We start from the raw sequence: 19828 nt of genomic DNA, 5'->3' as shown, positions 1-19828 counted from the left end.
CGGCCAGAAGGGAGCAACATGAGTTGCTCGCATGCCACAGGATGCCCCCTTTTCCCTCTACTCAGGGCGAGCCTGCAAGGGTGGCGCGAGTACTACTGCGACAGCGCAGATCGATGGCTCGGCTGTGCCCGCTACCAGATGTCACTCACCGGCGAGCGCGTGCCGATCAGTCTGCTGCCCAACGGGGCCAGCGCGCGACACCTCGAAGCCCCGGCCGAGGCGGGCCGAGCCAGCGCCACCAGCGCGGCGGCCGCCCCTCGACAGTCCCCGCCGCCACGCCCCGCTCCGGGGTCACCGGAGCCCGCGTCCTGGCCCCAGCCGGCACCGACCCAGCCACATGAGCAGTCACAGTCGGGGCCTGGAACCGCGACACCGGAAGCCATGGCCCAGTTCGGAGCCACACCTCCACCAGCAGATGTCTGGCATGACCGGCCGTCACCGCCCCCACAGGTCGACCGATCTTCAGAAAGCCTCGCTCGACAATCGCGGCACGCGCCCGCCCCGAAGCGCGGCTGGTGGGCTCGTTTTGCCGATTGGATGAGAGGACCCGCATGAGTACCTACTGGCCCTGGTGGGCGGGCGCTATCGGGCTCGCTCTGGTCACCATCAACCACACCCTCATCACTGATCGGTCTCTCGGGGTGTCGGCCGCGTGGGATCGCGTGCTGCACTGGCGTCGCGAACGCGAGCTCGAACGGATGGACGAGGAGTTCGCCGACGATCAAGCTCTGGCCGAGGCGCTTGCCGTAGCCACAGCGGAGCACTTCGGCACCGGCACCGGCACCGGCACCGGCGCGTCCACCGTGCCGCAGGAACCGTACGAGAAGTCGCAGCCGCTCGAAGCCAACGCCGAATCGGCAGCGAGTGAGCGCCCGGCAGCCACGAGCCTGCGCCCGGCCCCGCTGGTCACTCAGGCTGCCCTGCTGATGTCGATCTTCCTTGGTGGGTTCATCGCCGCGGTCGCCTCCGGGCGGTTCCACCTCCGCTACGACATGGGCCCCGGTTTTCGGGACCTGGTCACCGCCGATTCGACCACCATGGTCGCCATGCTGTTCGTGGGCGGTGTTCTGGTCGGCTTCGGCACTCGGCTGGCCGGTGGGTGCAGCTCCGGCCACGGACTCAGCGGCTGCGGCCGGCTGCGGCCGGTCAGCCTCGTCGCGACCGCCGTGTTCTTCGGCACCGCCGTCGCGGTGTCGTTCCTGCTGTGGAAGGTGATCTGATGCGTACTCGGGGCGCGATTCTGCTGGCCAACATCATCACCGGACTAGCTCTCGGTTACACCGTCACCAACATCGGTTTCGGCGACTTCGCTGAGCTGAACCGCATGTTCACCTTCCAGGACCTGCGCATGATCCTCTCCTTCGCGGGCGCTGTGGCGATCCTCGTGTGCGCGTTCGCTCTGCTGCGGGTCCGCCGCACCCCGGGACGCATCCACGCCGGCGTGATCCCCGGCGCGGTGTTGTTCGGTACGGGCTGGGCGATCTCAGGCGGGTGCCCGGCAATTCCGATCATCCAGGTCGCCAGCGGATACCTACCTGCCCTGATCACCATCGTCGGCGTCATCGTCGGTATCCGGTTGTGCCGCTGGGCCAACGCCCGGTACTTCCACCTCGACCGCGGCTCCTGCGGGCTGTAACCCAGCACCCCACACCGACACGAGCCATGCAGCTTGGGTCTCTCACTTTGACGATCCCCCCGACGGCCTCCGGCAGCCCGTGCACATCTGACAACGTGATCAAGCCCAACCGGAAGCGCAGCACGTACAGAGTAAGTACGCGACGCACATACGGCTCTCCCTCGTGCCCGTGCTCGGCACCAAGCGACTGGAGATCCTCGGCCCGCGCCACGTTCCGTTGTTCCTCGCCGACGTGGCCCGCAAGTCCTTCGTGGCGACGGCCAAACGCTACGTTGCCCGAGAGGTCTTCAACCTGGTCAGGCCCTCACCATCATGACCTCCGTCATGGGGCAGCGTGAGACGAGAAGCCCCTCCGGAATGCTCCGGCGGGGCTTCTCCGCGCGGCGGGCTGGCCATCGCAGACCAGGGCGATCTTTCTGGGGTCTTCGCTTCGAGCCCGAACGGCAGGCAGCGGCGCCGCGTTGGTTGGGTGCCTACGGTGTGCTGGGCCAGTCGGCGCTGGAGTCGACCGACGCGAGCTGAACGGCTAAGCCTTGAGTCGTCGGCCATCCGGCACCCGGGGAGATTCCAGGCGCGAGCGCCGCGCGGTGCGGGGCCTGAGCGGCCACGTCCGCCTGGTCCAGGGCAGGGTGTGCGCCAACCGCCCCTGGACGGCTGTGCACGAGCCTGTCCCGCACCCTGGCGGGCGTCTTCGCCGCCACCTTCCACGCCCCGCTGGCCGAGGGAGGGGAACTCCGGGAGGCGTTCAATCGTGAGGCTGCCCTCCCTCGTACCACCGGATCTGTACTCAGCGCGGCATCAGAGAGCAGGTGGATGCGCCAGTACAGGTGCAGTCGGCCTTCGGCTGTTGGATGTCGCCGCCGGTCGGCTAGGACGCGAGGACGGGCGCGGGATCGTCGAGACCGAGACGCACGGCGAGGCGGCCGAGGTCGGACCGTTCGTCTCCGAAGATGGCGGGTCAGAGAGATAGGAGACCGGGGCCGGCTGAGACCGTGTCCCGTGCGCGAGCGCGGGTGTCCCGCCCTGCGCACAAAGACGGCTCCAGCGCTGCGAGTTCCCTATGCGCTTCCGCGCGCCCCCGCGCTGCGGCTGCTGTGCTGGGAGCATGGGTGGGTGCTGTCCCGGGCCGCGTTCTTCCTCATCAACGAGTACGCCTCCCGGTACCCCGGCACCGTCGAGACCCTGCGGAAAACAGGGCCCTACGTCGGCAACCACACCTGGTCCCACCCGCACCTGCCGCAGCTCTCCGAGCAGGACATGCGCACCGAGATCACCGAGGGCATCCCCAGCACGCTGCTGCGCCCGCCGTACGGTGACTTGGGCGAGCGCGAGACCCGCGTCGCCTCGGAGCTGGGCTACCGCATGTGCACCTGGACCATCGACCCGCTCGACTGGGACGGGCCCGGGGGGCTCCCGGACCGAGTCCCAGATCCGTGCGGCGGTGAAGGACGCCCCGGCGGGGACAAGCGGGGCGGGTCGGTGCACCCGTTACCCGGACGTGCTGCCGGACATCATCGGCGGCCTCCGGGGGAGGGGTATGCGTTCTGCCGGAACACGACGGCTACTACGCGGAACATTCCGGCCCGGCTGAGTTGTTGAGTCCCCGCCTCCAGCAGTGGACCGCTAATCGCGTGCCACCTTCCAGCTGTCCCCACCCACGCGGTTGCCCGGCTTCCACCTGAACACGTAGCCGCGGTCGCCGTCGTAATCCATGACGGGCGCATAGAGCCAGCCGGACTTCTGGTTGTTCTGGAGGCCGATGCTGTCGCCATCGGTGATGACGCTGCCGCCTGCGCGGGTGATGTCATTGCCGGACTTGACCTCGACGGTGCTGTCGATGCCGAGGTTCTCCCCGTACGGTCCGCGCAGGTCCCGGATGCGGAAGACCGTCCCACTGGTGACGGCGGAGACGTTTCCGTTCACCGTCATATCGCCCGCGATGTTGACGGAGTTGTCCTTCAGCACGCTGATGGTGCTGTTGATGTTGAGGTTCTCTCCGGACGGTCCTCGCAGCTCTCGGACACGGAAGATCGTCCCGCCGGTGACGGCGGTGACGTTCCCGTTCGCGGTGAGGTCCTTGCTCACCGTCAGTCCCTCGACAGCGGTGGAGCCGTTGGCGACTGTGAGGTTGCCGTCCACCGCCACGTTGCCGTCCACCGTCAGCCCCGTCAGCTTCGGGTTCGTCACTGTGACCGTGGTCGTGAGGGAGTGCGTGGTCTCGCCCGTGACGTACGAGAGCTGGAACGTCGTGTCGCGGTCGATCGTCGTACTGTACCCGTGCTGCTTACCGACCGGGTGCGCACTGCCGCCGTGCGAGACCGTGTAATCGAGCGTCGACGGGCCGTTCCACGTGAGGCGGACCGAGGTGCCGGCCGTCACCTCCAGCTTGTCCGCCGTGAAGTCGGAGACCGCCATGGCCGGAATCTTCGGCGCCGGGAACTTCGTGAGAGCCAGCTTGGTGAAGCGCGGGTTTTCCGGCCACTGGTCCGTGTTCGTGGTGGCGAATTCGCGGATCTCGATGCGGGCCGTGCCGGGAAGGGCGCTGATCTTCAGGTTCTCCAGGGTGATGACGAGGCCGGAGGCGTCGACGGGTACGCCCGTCTTCTTCTTGTCGTCGCCCTTGGGTGTGGCCTGGAAGCGGGCGTAGTCACCCGACGGCAGGGCGGTCTGCGTGCCGGGCTGGAGGCGTACCACGTCCCAGTCGTTGGCCCGGCCGTCACCTGCGTCGGCATTGACCAGGCTCTGGGCGAGATCGCCCTTCGGCAGGTGGAAGACGATCTCCCGGCAGTAGACGGTCTCGCCGCCGCCGTTCGACACCACGATGTGCAGGACCGTGGCAGGGTCGTCGGTACCGGTCGTCGCGTACAGCGGGAACGGTTCGCTGATGATGGCGTAGTCCAGCAGGGGCAGGGGGGCGTCCGGCTCGCTCACGGAGTCGGCTCCTTTCACAATCGGGTGCGGGTGCTGTGAAGTCACTTGGTCTCGAAGCCGCCGGACAGGCGCAGGAAGCCTGTGCGTACGGTCGGGCCGTTCTCGTCCAGTCGGGCCGTCTGGTCGATCTGCACGATCGACTCGTGGTTCCACTGCGGCGCGGGGTCGGCGCCGGCGGGCGCGTCCGGGACGACCAGCTCGGCCCAGTCCCACGTGCCCTGCGGGGACGTGGGATGCGGCATGGCGAGGGCGCTGACGAAGCCGGACGCCGCGTCGCCCACGCCCACGTCCTTGGCCGGGACCTTCCGCGTCGTGGTCAGCACCGGGCTGAGCCGCAGCGCCACCTGCATCGCGGCCATGGCTGTCCGGGTAAAGCGTGACGGGAGCTGAAGTCCCGTCACGGGAAGGATGTCCGTGGTCGCGTGGACGGTGGCCAGTGGGTCGAGCAGCAGCGTGAGGTGCGTCTGGTCCGTCGAGTCCGCCCGGAGCCTGGGCCAGTTGGCCTCGGAGATTCGCGCCACGTAGTCCGTGTGCGGGTGGTCGCCCGGCGTGGCCACCGAGTAGAACCTCCCGTAGTCGGCCTCGGAGAAGTAGCCGACCAGACCGTCGCCCTTCTGCCCGGCGTTGCCGAGCCGGACAGGCCACTGGTAGTCGAGGTGGGCCATTTCGGCCGGCGCCGTCTCGCCCTGACGCGTGGCCCACGCCTCCTGCGTCTGCCAGTCCAGCGCGTGCTGCCAGCCCCCGTCGGCGACGGGGAGGCCGTCCAGCTCGAAGCCGAGCCGGGCGCGGACCAGCGCGAGCGGGCGCCCGAGCAGCGCGCCGAGCACCTCGTCGCCGTACGGGTTGCCCGGGTCGATCCCGGCGAGCGCGTTGTCGACGGTGGCCAGCAGGTCGGCGAAGGCGTCCGGTCCCTTCGCGGCCAGCTCGCCGGCGAACGCGTAGAGCTGCGGGTGGGCCTCCCGCAGCGCGTCGATCGTGTCCACTTGGGAATCCGGCAGGGGGCCCCAGCCGACCACGGCTGTCACGTCGCCGCCCGCGCCCTCACGGAGTTCGAGGCGCAGTTCGCCGAGCGGCTCGCCGGTCGGCGCGTAGCACAGCAACGAGCGGTCGACGTAGTTGGGGACGATCCACGCGCTCACCGGCGTCGTGTTCGCGGTGAGGTCGACGAGCCGCGCGTCGTCGTGCTCGGCGACGAAGTCGAACCGCAGCCGGGCGGCCTGGAGCAGGCGCGGCGGCAGCTGGACGAACCGCCCTGTGTCCGTGGGCTGGACGAACTTGTCGTGGGTGTGCAGGCTGTCGCCCACCTTGGGGACGAACGTGGGCGCGTCGCCGGGCAGCAGGACGTCGAGGCTCTGGCCGAACTCGTCGACGATGCTCAGCCTGTTCACCGCGAACTGCCCGGCCCGGATCTGGGTGAATCCGGAGTCCTGCCAGCCCTGGAACGGCACGGGCAGCATGCCCGGGTTGGGCAGGTGGCGGAACGCGTCACCGACGAGCTCGCCGAGCCTGCCGGGCGGGCTGACACCGGGTGCGGGGTCGCGCAGGGCGAAGGCGTCGGTGAGCCCGTCCAGCCGCTGCGAGAGCAGGTCCAGGTCCTTGATCTGCGCCGCCGCTGTCATGAGTGCCTCGGCGGTCGCCGCGTCGGGGTGGTCGGCGGCGTGCTGTTCGAGCCCGCTGCTCGCTGTGTGCTGCGGCAGCGGTACGAGGAAGCGGCGGCCGGTCACCTGGATGGCGTTGGCGGTGGGGGAGCCGTTCGTCCACTGGTAGTGGCTGCCGTCGAACGTCCAGTTGGGGCTGTTTTGGGTGCCGTAGGGCACCTGCCAGTGCTCGATCCGCCACTGGAACAGCAGCGGCTTCCACGGCTGCCGCCAGGGGGCCGGGGCGATGTCGGGCGGGTACTTTCCCGCGTCCTTCGGGTCGAGCACGCACGCGAACTCGATCAGCAGGGCCGTCACGACCGGCGGCAGCCCGCTCAGCTGGAGCGAGGTGAAGGGGTTCGCGCGCCCGTCGCTGACGATCTGCGACGGCATGCGGCAGATGAGTGCCCCGCCGCCCGTCAGCGGCTTGTGCGCGGTGTGGCCCTTCGCGCCGGCCAGCACCATCGTCGGGTCGGTGACCTGGTAGAAGGGCGGCAAGGTCTCCTTGCGCAGCTCGTAACCCTCGGGCAGCCGATGGCGGCCCAGGCAGTCGGTGACGGCCTTCAGTTTCTTGTTCTTCAGGTCGTTCTGCGCGGCGGCCACGCGGGCGGCCAGGCCGTCCGTGTTCGCCGGGTCGATCTCGGCGTAAAGTCGCTCGCGGCGGTACTGCGGCGGGATGAGCGGCAGGCTGTGCATCCACCACAGCGCGTACAACCGCTGTTGCAGTGCGGTGAGTTCGCGCTCCGCTGCGTCGTATGCGCTCTGGTATCCGTTGAGCTCCGCCAGCCACGCCTCGTGCTCGGGCGCGACGCCGGACCACGTGACCGACTTCGGGTTGCCGGAGACGTGGCCCTTGTCGGCGGTGTCGGCGAGGCGCCACACGTAGCCGCCCGGCACCTGCTGAAACCAGCCCTTGTGCAGGGCCTGGGCCGTGAGGACGTCGCCGTCGGGCTCGTCGAGGGTGTTCAGCAGGCCCTTGCCGAGCACGTGCAGGAGGGCGGGGTCGGTGGCGGGGTCGATGGCGTTGCCGGGGCCGTCGGGCAGTGCCGCGCGGGCCTTGGCGACCAGCGCGGCATGCGCCTCGTCAGCGCTGCTGCCCACGGCGATCCGGTCACGGACGTCCGTCTTCTCCGGGCGGTCCGAGTCCGGAGCGCTGCCGTTGCGGTTCCACTGCACCTGGAGGGCGCGGCCGCAGTAGGTGGTGCTGTCGGGTGTCCAGGTGCCCGGCAGGTCGGCGACCGTCCAGCCGAGATGGGCCAGGACGGACGTGACCGTCGCGCCCGCGCCGCCGAGGCGGCGGCGCAGCTCCTCCTGGGCCGGGTCCGAATACCAGCCCACGACCTGGTAGTTCACGGTCGCGGAGTCGACGCCGTCCAGCGGGTCGTGCAGCGAGAAGACGTTCTCGTGGTACGGCTGGTAGACGTGGAAGGTCATGATGCCGGGGCCGACCGCGGTGAGGAACAGCTCCTTGCGCGAGGCGTCCGTGGGCTCGCTCCACGTGCTGCTGCCGCTGATGCTCTGCTTCTTGCCGATCTGCGTCGTGATGATCGTCGAGCGGTACGGCGTGGTCGCCGGATCGCCGGCGTCGGGCCGCACCGGGTGCATGAAACGCGACGTGCCGTCCTTCGGGTCGAGGAAGTCGCTCTCCACCACCCAGCCGGCGGTCAGGTCGTCCCTGCCCTGCACCTGCCGGACGACGAGCCAGCGGTTGGGCACGAGCGGGAACTCCGTACGCCTGCCCTCGCCCCGCGCGGCGCCCTGGCGCAGCGCGTCGGGCAGCTCCCAGCGCACGTAGACGCCGTCGTACTTCTTGTACTCGTCGTCCGGCTTGCCCTGCTGGGTGGCGTTCCACGGGTCCTCGTTGGTGAACGGGGCCACCTCGGGGCTGAGGCTGTGGCGCAGCAGGTTGAAGTTGGGGCGCCAGCGCCGGAAGCCCTGGCCGTCGCGCTGGCGCAGGTCTTGGTTGACCACCAGGGCGTCCACGTTCACCGGGACGATGAGGGTGTCGTCGCGGTCAGCCATTGGGGTGGTCTCCTGTCGTGAAGGGGGTGTGCGCGGTGGAAACGGTGGTGAAGGTACGGCGCTGCGCGGCGTTGATCATCTGGATGGCGAACTCGCCGGGTGTCAGCGGACGGTTCAGGCTCAGCGCTCCTTTCAGCCCGTCGGCGAGCGCCGCGACGTTCAGCACGGTGTCGGGGCCAGCGGTGCCCGCGGTACGTAGGAAGGAACGCAGTCCCGGCTGCGCCGGGAACTGTGCGCCGGTCTCCTGCCCGAGGGGCGTGGGGCTCTTCGGGTCGATCTGGCGCAGCCGGATGATGCCGTCATCGACCGGGTCGTCGCTGCCGCCTTCCTCCGGCTCGTCGATGCCGAAGTGCACGCCCTGCTGCGGCTCGGCGAGCTCGACCCGGCCCGGCACGCCCTCGACGAGCACGAGCAGGATGTCGTCGGCGAGTGCCTCGCGGCGCAGTACCCGCAGGGCCGTTTCCCCTTCGCTGGTCCGGGGGTTCCTGTACGGGCGGACCTCCAGCGCCGGCCAGCCGCTGACGAGCTCCGAGCGCAGCAGCAGACCCGTGACCGGTGTGGCCTGCGGCGGCAGCGGGGCCACGCCCGTGGGCCCGAAGACCAGGTCGTCCGAGGTGAGGTCGAAGGTGTGGGCGAGACCCACGCTCAGGGCGCCGTCGAGCAACGTGGCGGTCCAGTTGGCGTCCACGTAGAAGAAGCGCAGGCTCTCCGTGGGCAGCATCCGCGTGTCGGGCACCAGGTGTGCGAACGGCACGCCCGTCAGGTTCCGCAGGTCGAGCAGCCGGTTCCGGACGAGGGCGAGGTCGTCGTCGTGCGGGTCCACCAGTGGTGTGTCGTCCGACGTGAGCCGCATGTGCAGGTCCGCGTCGGCGCGCAGGCACTCCGGGGTGAGCCCTGCGGTGGCGGGCAACTCGGTCGCGGCGGGTACGGGGGTGACGCCGGGGCGCTGCACGGGAGCGCTGACGGCCTGGGCGCGGGCCGGCGTGGTCAGGACCTCGCGGAGGTGGCCGGCGAGGCCGTTCGCCGCCAGGTGCTCGATACGGGACCGGGCCCCGGTGGTCGCCGTCGCACGGCTCCTCTTCTCCGCCGCTCGCCGCACCTTGCCGCGCAGGCGCAGCAGCGCCGCGCCGAACTGGTGGTCGGCGAGGGCGACGCCCCGGCCCGCGGTGAACGCGGTCGCGAGGCTCACGTCGAAGACGCCGTACTGCTGCAGCTGGATCAGCGCCTCCGTCGCACAGCGGCGCCGTTCGCGGTCGGTCTCCGGCGGGACGTACCGGGCGGTGAACGGCCCCCTGTACCAGCCGAAGGTGGCGCGTCCGGACTCGGTGCGGCACGAGATCGGCAGGTAGCCCCGGCCGAGCCGGTCGGCGACCTCCTGCTGGTCCTTCCCGGACAGCGGCAGGTCGGGCAGCGGCACGCGCAGCAGCAGCGCGGAGCCGTCCGTGCCCTCGGTGTCGACGAAGTGCTCGGTCAGCGCGGCGAATCCGGGGGCGTGGTCGGGGATCGTCTCGAACGCCCACGACCACAGGGAGATCAGCCGCAGCTTCTCGTCGGGTCCGTCGTACGCCTTGGCGCCGTCGGGCAGACGCGACTGCCAGCCTTCCAAGGAGACCAGGTGGGCGACATAGCGCCCGCCCGCCGCGCGGGGCAGGCGGTTGCCGACGACGACCGCGTAGTCACCGACCTGGATCAGGTCGTCGCCCAGCGCGACGCGCTGGTGCTCCTCGTTGACCCGGCGCACATGGGTCAGGAGCGGCAGTTCAGCCTCGGTCGGGGCCAGCGCGTGAAAGACAGCGGCGGGCACCAGGACGGTGCGGCACACCTGCTGCTTGTCGCCCTCGGTGATGGGGTCCTTGGCCCGGTCGAACGGGGGCAGGACGACGCCGCTCTCGGAGCCGATCAGCTCGGCCACCGTCTTGGCGTCCGTCTGCCCGAGGCAGTGCGGGTCGGTGTCGGGCAACTCACCCTCGCCGAAAATGAGGAGGGCCAGCCACGGCAGGCGCGTACCGCTCTGCGCTTTCGCCTCGCGCTCCCACGGCAGAGTGGCCCGGTCGAGCGTGACGTGCGGCAGCACGTCGTCGTACAGGCCGCTGGCGCCCGGCGTCGGATACGCGCCGTGGATCCACTCCGGCTGCACGGTGAAGCGCGGCGCACGGACCTCCACGTCCTGCGTCACCGGGGTGTCCAGGTAGTTGTCCGTGTCGACCCGGGCGCCGCCCTTGGTGAGGGACTGGTGCGCGGTGAGCTTGTACCGCCCGGCGGTGAGCGTGGGCACCAGCGAGTCGACGAACTGCACGTTCAGCGACGGGTCGGGGTCCGGGGCGTACTCGGGGTGGCTCATGCTGCACCGCCTTCGGTGGTTCGGGTGACGCTGGGGGTTGCCGGGGTGTCGGTGACGGTCGGCGGTACGGTGACGGCGAGCGCCACCGGGTCGTCCTTGAGGGGGACGGTGACGGGGAGCAGGACCGGCTGGTCCGACGCGACGTCCACGACCTGGACCTGCTGGACCTTCTCCCGGGCGACGTACAGCCGGTCACCCGCGGCGGACACCGCGAGCGCGATCGGCCGTTTCCCCACCCACACGGGCTCGGCCGCTTCCCGTGGCAAGCCACCGCTGGTGTCGAACACGGAGACCGTGCCGGTCACGTAGTTCGCCACGTACAGCCGTTTGCTGTCGGCGGAGGCGGCCAGGGCGCTCGGGCTGGTGCCGGTGCGCAGCGTGGCGACGATCTGCTTGGCGGCGAGGTCGGTGACGGTCACCGTCGACTTTGTCGGGTTGAGCGCGTAGAGCCAGCGGCCCTGGGGGTCCACGGCGAGGCGCGTGGGGGAGGGGCCCGTGGGGAGGTTGTCACCCGGGTTGGTCGTGGGGTACTTCCCGTTGGTGACGTTCACCTGGGCGACGGTGTTCAGCTCGGGCTTGGCGACGTACACGATCTGCGAGGCGTCGTCCCACCGGGCGGCGGGCACGACCTCGCCGAGGACCGCCTGGAGGCCGAAGTCGTACTTCTTGGCAGGCACATCCGGCTGCAGGTTGAGCACGAGCAACTGCTGCGACTGCGTGGCGGTGACGTACGCCCACTTACTGTCGGGCGAGACCGCCGCTCCTCGCGTCTGCTGGTATCCCCAGATGCGGTCGTGGAACAGGGACGTGGTCTCTCCCGGTGGATTCGCCGAGACGTCGCGCACGTCGATGTTCTGGTCGTTGTCGACCGCGCACAGCCGGTGGCCGCCTGGGCTGACGGCGAAGTGAAGCGGTGCGGAGGACCCTTGGGCGAACTCCAGCGGGACGCGGTCGTACGCCGTCAGGCTCTGCGCGTCGACCGGCGTCACCGAAGCCCCCGCGCCCAGCACGTACAGCCGCTCGCTCGCGGTCGGGGTGCCGGGGACCGGGGGCGCGGGCTTCGCGTTGATGTCGCCCGCGACCAGTCCGTCCGTGGCGGCGAGCCGCTCGTTGGTGCCGGGGCTCACGCCCAGATAGTCCATCGCGGCGAAGAGCCGGTCACGGGACTGGTCGATCAGCGCGCCGGCCTGGCCGCCGGTGACGGCAGCCACGCTCGCGCCAATCTCCGGTACCGGCGCGGCCTCGGCGACGCGATCGACGGTGACCGGCTGCACGGCCTCGACCCGTGCCGGCGCGGCCTCCACGGCGGTGACGGCCGGTACGACGGCCGACTGCGTCAGCGGCAGCTTGCCGTTCGGGGTCCGGTCGTCGTGCGCGATCGTCCCCGCCTTGATGGGGCCGGGCGTGCTGCCCGGCGTGGGCTGCGGCAGGCGCAGATCGACGCCCGTCAGCTGGCCGTCGACGCGCTGCTCGCTGCCGGTGGTCAGCTTGCCGTCGTACTTGCCCCACAGCGCTGCGGGCAGGCTCGCCACGTTCGATGTGGTGGCCCACTTGCTCAGGTCCTGGGGACCGTCGTTGCCGGTGAGTGTGACCGTGAGCTTCGAGTCGAGGTGCTCGCCGCCGTCGCGGAGGGGACGGATGTTGACATCCGTGGTGCCGATCCCGTTCTGCTGCTCTTCGCCGAAGTACAGCTTGCCGACCGGGACGGCCGTGCGCACCGCGAAGGAGAAGGCGCCGGTGCTGACCGTCCACAGTCCCGGCTCGTCCTTGGACTCCACCGGCGTCAGCCCGTCCATGGGCACCAGCCGGACGGCGTCCTTCGCCGCGGGCAGCTGCTTGACCACGTCGGACCAGGGCGCGGCCTTGTCGCCGCTCGCGCTGCCGTCACCGAAGCCGATGGTGAAGGAGATGAACCAGAGATGGACGGTGACCTTGCCGGCCGTCGGCGGGCCCCAGAGCTGCAAGGACGCGCCGACCTCGACGCTGATCGTCTCGCGTACCAGCCACAGGTCGAGCACAAAGCTGACGCCGATGCTCACGTCGATCCCGGCGTCGAAGTGGAACGGCGCCCACTCGATGAGGATGTTGGCGTGCGCGGTCAGCCAGGCGTGCAGGTCGCCGGCGCGGAAGTTCACGTCCAGCGCTCCACCGGCCATGACCGCGCCGGGGGTGAGCGCGAAGTACGAGCCACCGCTGATGGTCAGCTCCGAGGTGACCGGCCAGTTGAAGCCCAGCCGCGGCACCTGCGGGTAGTGGCCGGGCACCGGGTAGCCGGGGTAGTAGCCGCCCAGGGTGAGGACGAAGTCACCGGCGTGCGCGCCGTCGAACCAGGTGTACAGCGCGAAGCCGCCGGTCAGCACACAGTCCTCGGACAGCAGGAACGAGCCGGGCGCGAGCTGCGCGGTCAGCTTCAGCACGCCCTCACTGGCACGGTACTTGGCGGACAGGCCCAGCCGGACCTTCGCGTACGCGGGCAGGGACTGGTCCTTGGGGAACTGCGCCTCCGCCGTGCCGAGCACCGCGACGGCGAAGTCGTCGCCGACCTCCAGCACCAGCAGCGCCTGACCGCTGACGAACTCGAAGACCTTGAATTCGAGGCCGGCCGCGAACCACAGCTGTCCGGAGGCGGGGCGCACCCAGGCGTCCTGACCCCCCATCAGGTTGTTCAGGACCACCAGCGGGTCGGTCTCGGGCGAGGACATGTCCGCGAGGAACGGGAAGTCCAGCACGTGGTCGCCCTCGGGCAGCCGCAGGTCCGTGTTGAGGCCGAAGCCGGCCATGATGCCGGTGATCTGCACGGGCGGCGGCCCGCCGAACTCGCCGTTGACCTTGCCGAAGAGGAACAACGACGGCTGGTCGGGGTGCTGCTTCGTCCGCGCGTACGCGCCCAGCGCCGTCAGTCCGAACTCCTCGGCCGTGACGGCCAGGGCGCCTTCGATCAGGGTGCTGTACGTGTCGTCCGGGGGCCGGTTGACCAGGGCGCCCTTGATTGCCAGCGGCGGACGGGAGTAGCCGACGCTCAGCCCGTCCAGCCGGAAGTCCGGCGGCACGGGGTGGGACAGATGGATGCCGATGCCCAGCCCGTCGACGCCGACGGTAAGCCCGGCCATACCGAGGGAGGCGTCGAACAGCACCCACACGGTGTCGTCCGCGAAGCCCACGCCGACGCGGCTGAGGCTGAGGGGGCCGATGTCGCGCTGGACCTTGAGCCAGGCGACCAGGGGGAGGCCGGTGGGGGTGGCCGGCGCGTCCTCGGCGACGTTTTGGCTGACGTTCTCGGCGGCGTTCTCGGCGACGGGCGTGGCGTCCTGCGTGATCAGCCGTGGCCGTGGGGGAGCCTCGACGGGGGCCTTGGTCTTCTTGCGGTCGCCCCGGACGACGACCGAAGTGGTCTCCGAGTGCCCCGGCAGCTGTAGGTCGACCGTGAAGGCCAGCCCCTTGCCCAGGCCGTCGGCGGGCAGCAGGGGCAGCGTCCCGTCGCTCGCCGCGAGGGCCTTGTTGAGCTCGGTGATCCGGTCGGTCCTCAGCTCGTCGGAGGTGAGCAACACGCCCAGCCCGCGCACGCCGAGGTCCTGGCCTTGGGGGATCTGCCCCTGGAGCAACGGCAGGTCCGAGAGCTTGGCGTCCAGCCCGACGCCGGCGCGCACGGCCCAGGTGCGGGTGCCGCCCTTCGGCTGGTCCGAGACGACGACGAGCGAGCCGCCGCCCTTCTCCTTCGCGGCGAGCACAATGGACTTGCGGGCGGACGCGTACCCGACCGTGAGGCCGGAGATGGCCAGATCGGCCAGGAACGCCGGCGGTCCCGCCACGCCCAGCAGTCCGGCGAGGTCCGCGAACGACACGCCCTTGGAGTCCTCGCAGGTCGCGCTGAACTCGGCGTGCTGGACGTCCTTGATGTCGAACGTCAGGGTGCGGACGGTGTCGTCCCCGCCCCCCTGCGTGGGGACACCGAGGACCAGCCGCGCCTCGTACTCCTGGTCGTACGTCTGGCTCCCGCCGGACTTGGTCAGGGACACCATGACGGCGAGGTCGGCGTCGAGGCCGCCCAACGGGAAGTCGACGTCCACCTCGATGCGGAACCCGGTGGAGCCCTGGCCGTGATCGTAGGCCAGCATGAGGCGCTTGAGGGCGATGTCCTTCAGGACGGGCGGCGGGGCCACGCCGAACAGCCCGAAGAGCGCCTCGGCGACGTGCCATTCCTTTCCGCCCTCCGGCTCCACGACGAACTCGTAGCTGGTCCGTCCGGCTTCGAAGTCGAGGGCGCAGGTGACGAGGAGCGGATCCCCGCCATCGACGGCGAGCTTCGCCCGCGCGGAGAGCTCGCGGACGGCGGCACCGTCCACGATGTGAATCGTGTAGAGCAGGAGGAGGTCCTGCAGCCCGAGGGCGCTGAAGACGGACATCACGGGGTGGCTCTTCAGCGACAGACCGAACTGGACGCCGGTGACGGTGGCGTCGTCGGGGTTCCCTTCCTCGTCACTGAAGAACCAGAGGGAGACGTTCGGGGTTTCCGTGACGATGATTCCGGTGATGCAGAGGTGGTCCGGGTCCGGAACCATCCTGGTGAGGGTGGTCCCCATGGTGAACCACTCCGAAAGAGCGCCGGGGTTCACCGCGTTCTTGAGGGTGCCCTGGTCGCCCAGATTGGCGGGGAGCCCGTCGGGCAGCAGCAGTTCCTGAGTGGGAGATGAAAGGGTCTTCAACCATTCCCTGAGTCCGCCGACGGTCATCGCGGTCACCGCCACCACGCATCCCCTCCTGACCGGTGGGCCGCGCCGGGCACGGGCCGCCGTGAGTATGTGGACGTGAGATTTCGGCGCACGCTAACAGCGGAGGGGACCGGTGGCGGCGGTGATCAGGCCAGGTGGCGGGGGAGAGCGCGCGGCGCTTTCGTTGGTTTCCGCAACAGATTCCGGCTGTTGGGCTGTTTGCCGGTATGTAGGGTGTTCCGCTGTGATTGTTCCCCGAGAGTCGATCATGTGCTGGCGGCGCGTGCTCCGGGAGGGACAAAAGTGGGCCGGGCGACGTCTTCCACAGGGTTACGGCGTCGCGACGGGGTGTCACCAGATGACGTCCCAAACTGATCGCTGCGTCTTCAGGCAAGGCTGTCAGGTGCTAGTTTCCCCGCTCCACGGATCGTTGACGGAAGGCCGAGCATGCCGAAGACCAAGCCCCGCAAGCCGGACGCAGATGTCAATCTTCGGCATGGCGGCCACGCCACGGACACCTGCCCGAGGTGTCACTACGTCAGGAACAAGAAGAACCAGGGGAAACTGCTCCACGGCATTCCGGAATTGACCGACAGCGCGAAGCTGCGCAGCGTCGTGGGACAGATCAAAGACAACCTGATGCAGGACAAGAGCCTGGTCGGCGATCCGGCGGCCGTCTTCATGATGGGCGTACTCGAAGCGAGGATCAGCGGGCGCGAGTACTACCTCTTTGCCTCCAGCGGACGCACCGCAGAGCCATGGATCAAGCCCAAGCACCTCGACGGGATCACCTACCACCCGGGGAAGTGGACGCTGGCGAACCCCGCCATTCCCGCGAACAACAGGGGATGGCTGACCGTCCGCGGCGAGAAGGTGGATCTGGGCGCAGACATACAGGGCGTCACCCGGCCGTGCTCCGCCATGAAACTCCTGCTCGGAATCGGCGCGATGCACCTCGACTGGAAGTCCGTCGACTACGTGCGCATGAGCGAGATGGTCTACGTCGGCCCCAAGGCGGAGGACGCCAAACAGATGCGGGTGTGGCACGGACACGGCGCCACGAACTCCTGGACCGCCCACTCCTGCGACGCGTGCGAAGCCCGTATCCCGTACCTGATCTGCGACGTCCCTCCCCACTGGATCGAGAACCCCTGACCGGCAAGCCCTGGACGAAGGCATCCACCGCCGACAGTTCCCCCGCGACCCGCCGCGCCACGTTCCAGGGTGGTGGCCCGACTCCCCGGCACCGACACTCGCCGCGTGAGCATGGGGTAAACGCTCAACACCGTTGGCCCACGTTTCATCCATGACGAGGATCGCTCGGAGCTTCTCGCTTCGTGCTACCGCGAGTCGCTGAAGGTGGCCGACGAGATCGGTGCGCGTACCGTCCGGCTGCCCTTGGCGATAGTGCCCACGGCCAGCGCGACGAAGCGGCTGTCGCCGATCAGTCTGACCTGCAGCGACGGATGGACATGCCCGATGCGAAGCCCGGTTGGTCCGCACTTGGCTCGGATTTTGGTGTGTGGTGCCGGCGGTGGAGCTTCTCGCGGTACTCCCTGGCAATGTTGCAGCCGACGTCCAGCCACCCGTGTCAGCCCAACTTCGGCGGCTTCTGCGCGTCGAAAGCGAAGAGAGTGTTCTTGGCCGCGGCCACGATCACCGCACGCCCTGCAAGAGTCACCCGCGGGCTTGCGCCCTGCTGGCCCGTCAAACCATCGACCTGCGGATCTGTTGTCCATAGGGGTTTGCCATCGTCCGGCGACAGCGCGACCACCCGGCCGGTGGCCGAGCTGAAATACAGTGCGCCGGCTCCCGCAACAGGACCCGCCGCGCCCTCCACGCCAGTCTGACGCGACCACTTCTTCCGGCCGGTCGCGGGGTCGAGTGCTGTGACGAGGCCGGTCTGCCCGCTCACGTAGGCGGTGCTGTCCGCCATGCCGGGCGTCCCCGCGTATGTCTTGGCCAATCGGGAGTACGTGACCTTCCGGGAGGCCGGGTCGACCCGCGTCACCCCGTTGTAGCCGGCCGGATCCGTTCCCTCCATGTGTACTTGCAGGAGTACGAGCCTGCCGTTGGCGACGCCTATCGGCACGGCGGGGCCGTTGACCTCGATGGGCCTGCCCAGTGCCCCCGAAGCGCGGTCGACCGGGTACAGGGTGGGGTGGCGCACTGCAAAGGCATTCACTTCCGCATTCGTCGCGCACATCGCGACGAGCTGCGGCCCCACCGGGACGGGAGCGCACTGCGTACCCGCTGGGAATGACGATGTCCAGGTGACCTGACCGCTGTGCGCGTTGCGGGCCTCGAAGCGGGAGTTGGAAGCGTCGACCGTCACGACGACGGAGCCGGTCACAATGGCGTCCTGAGTCCGACCCGTGACGGCCGTCGACTGGGCGCCGGACGGCACGGACCACAGCTCCCGTCCGGTGTTCGCGTCGAGGGCCACCACCTCGCTGGGAGGGCCCTGCGGGGCGTTCTGGGCGGCGAAGCGGTAACCGAGCACCGTGTCGTCGGTTGCGCCCACCAGGTGCATGCCGTTGACGGGGACGCCGGGGCTCTTCGCCGTCCACACCCGCGAGCCGTCCCTGGCCCTGATACGGGTCGCGACGACACTGCCGCCGCCGCAGAACAGCGCGTCGCCGTGCGCGATGCAACGCAGTTCGTCGGGGATGTCCTCGCGACCGCCCGGCACGGTCTCGTGCCACGGCTTGAAGCCGTGCGGAAGTGCGGCAGCCTGCGCCGCAAGGCTGTTGCGCTTGTCCCCGCCGCCGTTCCCCCCAAAGCCGCCCGCCGTCAGTGCGGCGACTCCTCCACCGATTGCTGCCACCGTGACCGCGACCGCGGCCGCGAACACGGGACGCCAGCGGCGACGCAGTCGGCGGCCGATGGGGGTGTCGGCGCTCCGCGTATCGTGAGCGGCCGGGGTGATGGTCGGGGTCGCCGGCGCCGGGGTGGCCGGCGTCGCGAAGTGATGCTCGGTGACCATGTCGCGGGTGCGGCCCGCGCCAACTCCCCTCGCGTCGATCTGGCCGAGGTCGGCCGGCAGGTCCCGGAGCAGCACGAGGAGTTCGTCCGCCGAGGGCCGCCCGTTGGGCTCCTTGGCCAGGCACGACTCGACGACCGTGCGCAAGGCCACCGGCACATCCTCCAGCGACGGCTCCCTGTGCACCACCTGATACGCAGCGATGTATGGGCTCTCCGCGTCGAAGGGCCCGTGGCCCGTCGCTGAGTAGGCCAGCAGCGTCCCCAGCGAGAAGACATCGGACCGCGGCCCCACATCGCGCGGCGCCTGCAACTGCTCCGGCGACATGAAGGGCGGCGTACCGATGACCCGCCCTGTGATCGTCAGCGTCTGCTGGTCCACGGCTCGCGAAATACCGAAGTCGATGACGCGTGGGCCCTCGGGCGAGAGTACGACGTTCGAGGGCTTCAGGTCACGGTGGACGACCCCCACCCGGTGGATGTCCCGCAGTGCCTCCGCCAGCCCGATGGCGAGCCTCCTCAGCTCCGCTCCGCTCAGCGGGCCCTTCGTGGCGATGCGCCGGGCGAGCGTGGGCCCCTGGATATAGGTCGTCGCCATCCACGGCTGCTCGGCCTCAGGGGCAGCGTCGACCACGGCGGCGGTGAACGCGCCACTCACCTGCCTCGCCGCCGCCACCTCCTGCCGGAAGCGGATGCGGAACTCGTCGCCCGCCGCGAACTGCGGGTGGATCAGTTTGATCGCGACGGGACGCCCCGAACTCGTACGGGCCAGAAAGACCGTGCCCATGCCACCCGAGCCGAGTCGCGCCTCAAGCGGATAACCGCCGATCTCGGCTGGATCACCTTCGCGCAGCGACACTCTTCTCGACCTCCCGTCCCCCCGTGCACCTCTGACACCACGGGCCTGCGTACCTCTCCTGCACACAAATTAGCCGCAGGGCAGTACAGGAGAGCAGAGTGGGTGACGAACTGACCTCAGGGCTGCTCCCGTGCCGCGCATCGAGCCGTGTCCCGGTGATCGAACTCGGCTACCGCGTCACCCTCCACCCGATGGACGCCGCTGGATCGACAGTTATTTGCACGTCAGTTGATTGAAAGAAGCAACTTCTGCGGCGTGGCGCATTGAGTGATCCGGGTGGGTGGCCGGCGTTAGAGGCGTGTATCAATGCCACGGACAGCCCTCGATGTGCCCGGATGTGACGGCGTTACGGAGTTACGGAGTGCATCCGTCGTGGCGGCGTCGTGGCGTGCGGTGGGGAGCGTGACTGTGGCGCGTCCGTCGCATGTTTGCGCAGGTGGCGGAATGCGCACCGGCCGCCGATCGGTCCCGCTGTCGAAGTGGCGTCGAAACCAGCTAGTTTGACGGAGCGTCACGTGCGCTGCGACTGTGTGAAGTCGCCTTAGTCAGACGTCGCCGCATCTGTGCCACCATGCGTATGCGAAGTGGTCAATTCCGGTTACAGTGTTATCGGTCGAGTGCACGGATTGAGCAGTTCCGGTGCCCTCGGGTCATCATTTGTTGTCGCCTCGGACGGGCGGGGTGGGCGGGAAGCTTGTTGTCCCTGCCGCG

10 protein-coding genes and 1 pseudogene are annotated in these 19828 nt (G+C 69.6%); 6 read left to right on the top strand and 5 right to left on the bottom strand.

The window, feature by feature from the left end:
- Positions 1-551 precede the first annotated feature (551 nt).
- The 4 genes from STRTU_RS00595 to STRTU_RS00580 all read left to right on the top strand — a co-directional run bounded on the left by STRTU_RS00595 (position 552) and on the right by STRTU_RS00580 (position 3235).
- Positions 552-1220 carry a YeeE/YedE family protein gene (locus STRTU_RS00595; RefSeq protein ID WP_269777126.1) on the top strand — a complete coding sequence of 223 codons (669 nt, stop codon included), beginning with the start codon at positions 552-554 and terminating at the stop codon, positions 1218-1220.
- Entirely contained in the window at positions 1220-1636 is a 417-nt protein-coding gene (locus STRTU_RS00590; RefSeq protein WP_269777125.1) for a YeeE/YedE thiosulfate transporter family protein, read from the top strand. The genes STRTU_RS00595 and STRTU_RS00590 overlap by 1 nt, the downstream gene beginning before the upstream one ends.
- 169 nt (positions 1637-1805) lie before the next feature.
- Positions 1806-1952 carry a hypothetical protein gene (locus tag STRTU_RS00585; RefSeq protein WP_269777124.1) on the top strand — a complete coding sequence of 49 codons (147 nt, stop codon included), beginning with the start codon at positions 1806-1808 and terminating at the stop codon, positions 1950-1952.
- Between the two features lie 797 nt (positions 1953-2749).
- Positions 2750-3235 carry a polysaccharide deacetylase family protein gene (locus STRTU_RS00580; protein WP_269777123.1) on the top strand — a complete coding sequence of 162 codons (486 nt, stop codon included), beginning with the start codon at positions 2750-2752 and terminating at the stop codon, positions 3233-3235.
- A 24-nt stretch (positions 3236-3259) separates the two neighbouring features.
- On the opposite strand, the gene STRTU_RS00575 is transcribed toward STRTU_RS00580, so the two are convergent.
- From STRTU_RS00575 to STRTU_RS00560, 4 genes are read right to left on the bottom strand one after another with little or no spacing between them, the layout of a single operon-like run.
- Positions 3260-4567 (bottom strand): hypothetical protein, encoded by a 1308-nt coding sequence (locus STRTU_RS00575; RefSeq protein ID WP_269777122.1) that lies wholly within the window; start codon positions 4565-4567, stop codon positions 3260-3262.
- A 41-nt stretch (positions 4568-4608) separates the two neighbouring features.
- Complete coding sequence (locus tag STRTU_RS00570; RefSeq protein WP_269777121.1) at positions 4609-8226, bottom strand: hypothetical protein; 3618 nt, start codon at positions 8224-8226, stop codon at positions 4609-4611.
- Positions 8219-10567 (bottom strand): hypothetical protein, encoded by a 2349-nt coding sequence (locus STRTU_RS00565; RefSeq protein ID WP_269777120.1) that lies wholly within the window; start codon positions 10565-10567, stop codon positions 8219-8221. The genes STRTU_RS00570 and STRTU_RS00565 overlap by 8 nt, the downstream gene beginning before the upstream one ends.
- Positions 10564-15315, bottom strand: coding sequence for a DUF6603 domain-containing protein (locus tag STRTU_RS00560; protein WP_269777119.1), 4752 nt, complete (start codon positions 15313-15315; stop codon positions 10564-10566). The genes STRTU_RS00565 and STRTU_RS00560 overlap by 4 nt, the downstream gene beginning before the upstream one ends.
- 408 nt (positions 15316-15723) lie before the next feature.
- On the opposite strand from STRTU_RS00560, the gene STRTU_RS00555 reads away from it, so the two are divergent.
- Positions 15724-16431, top strand: coding sequence for a hypothetical protein (locus tag STRTU_RS00555; protein ID WP_269777118.1), 708 nt, complete (start codon positions 15724-15726; stop codon positions 16429-16431).
- A gap of 123 nt (positions 16432-16554) precedes the next feature.
- Positions 16555-16674, top strand: a pseudogene (locus STRTU_RS00550) (macro domain-containing protein); the annotation flags it as partial.
- Positions 16675-16867: 193 nt separating this feature from the next.
- On the opposite strand, the gene STRTU_RS00545 reads toward STRTU_RS00550, so the two are convergent.
- Entirely contained in the window at positions 16868-19117 is a 2250-nt protein-coding gene (locus STRTU_RS00545) for a protein kinase domain-containing protein (protein WP_269777117.1), read from the bottom strand.
- Positions 19118-19828: the final 711 nt, after the last annotated feature.

Origin of the sequence: Streptomyces tubercidicus (assembly GCF_027497495.1) — a bacterium.
Classification (GTDB): Bacteria; Actinomycetota; Actinomycetes; order Streptomycetales; family Streptomycetaceae; genus Streptomyces; species Streptomyces tubercidicus.
This window is presented reverse-complemented; position numbering and strand designations above follow the sequence as displayed.

Excerpts from the sequence above, each read along its gene's own strand:
- STRTU_RS00595 (WP_269777126.1), top strand. The coding sequence starts at position 552 with ATGAGTACCTACTGGCCCTGGTGGGCGGGCGCTATCGGGCTCGCTCTG.
- STRTU_RS00590 (WP_269777125.1), top strand. The coding sequence starts at position 1,220 with ATGCGTACTCGGGGCGCGATTCTGCTGGCCAACATCATCACCGGACTA.
- STRTU_RS00570 (WP_269777121.1), bottom strand. The coding sequence starts at position 8,226 with ATGGCTGACCGCGACGACACCCTCATCGTCCCGGTGAACGTGGACGCC.
- STRTU_RS00555 (WP_269777118.1), top strand. The coding sequence starts at position 15,724 with ATGCCGAAGACCAAGCCCCGCAAGCCGGACGCAGATGTCAATCTTCGG.
- STRTU_RS00565 (WP_269777120.1), bottom strand. The coding sequence starts at position 10,567 with ATGAGCCACCCCGAGTACGCCCCGGACCCCGACCCGTCGCTGAACGTG.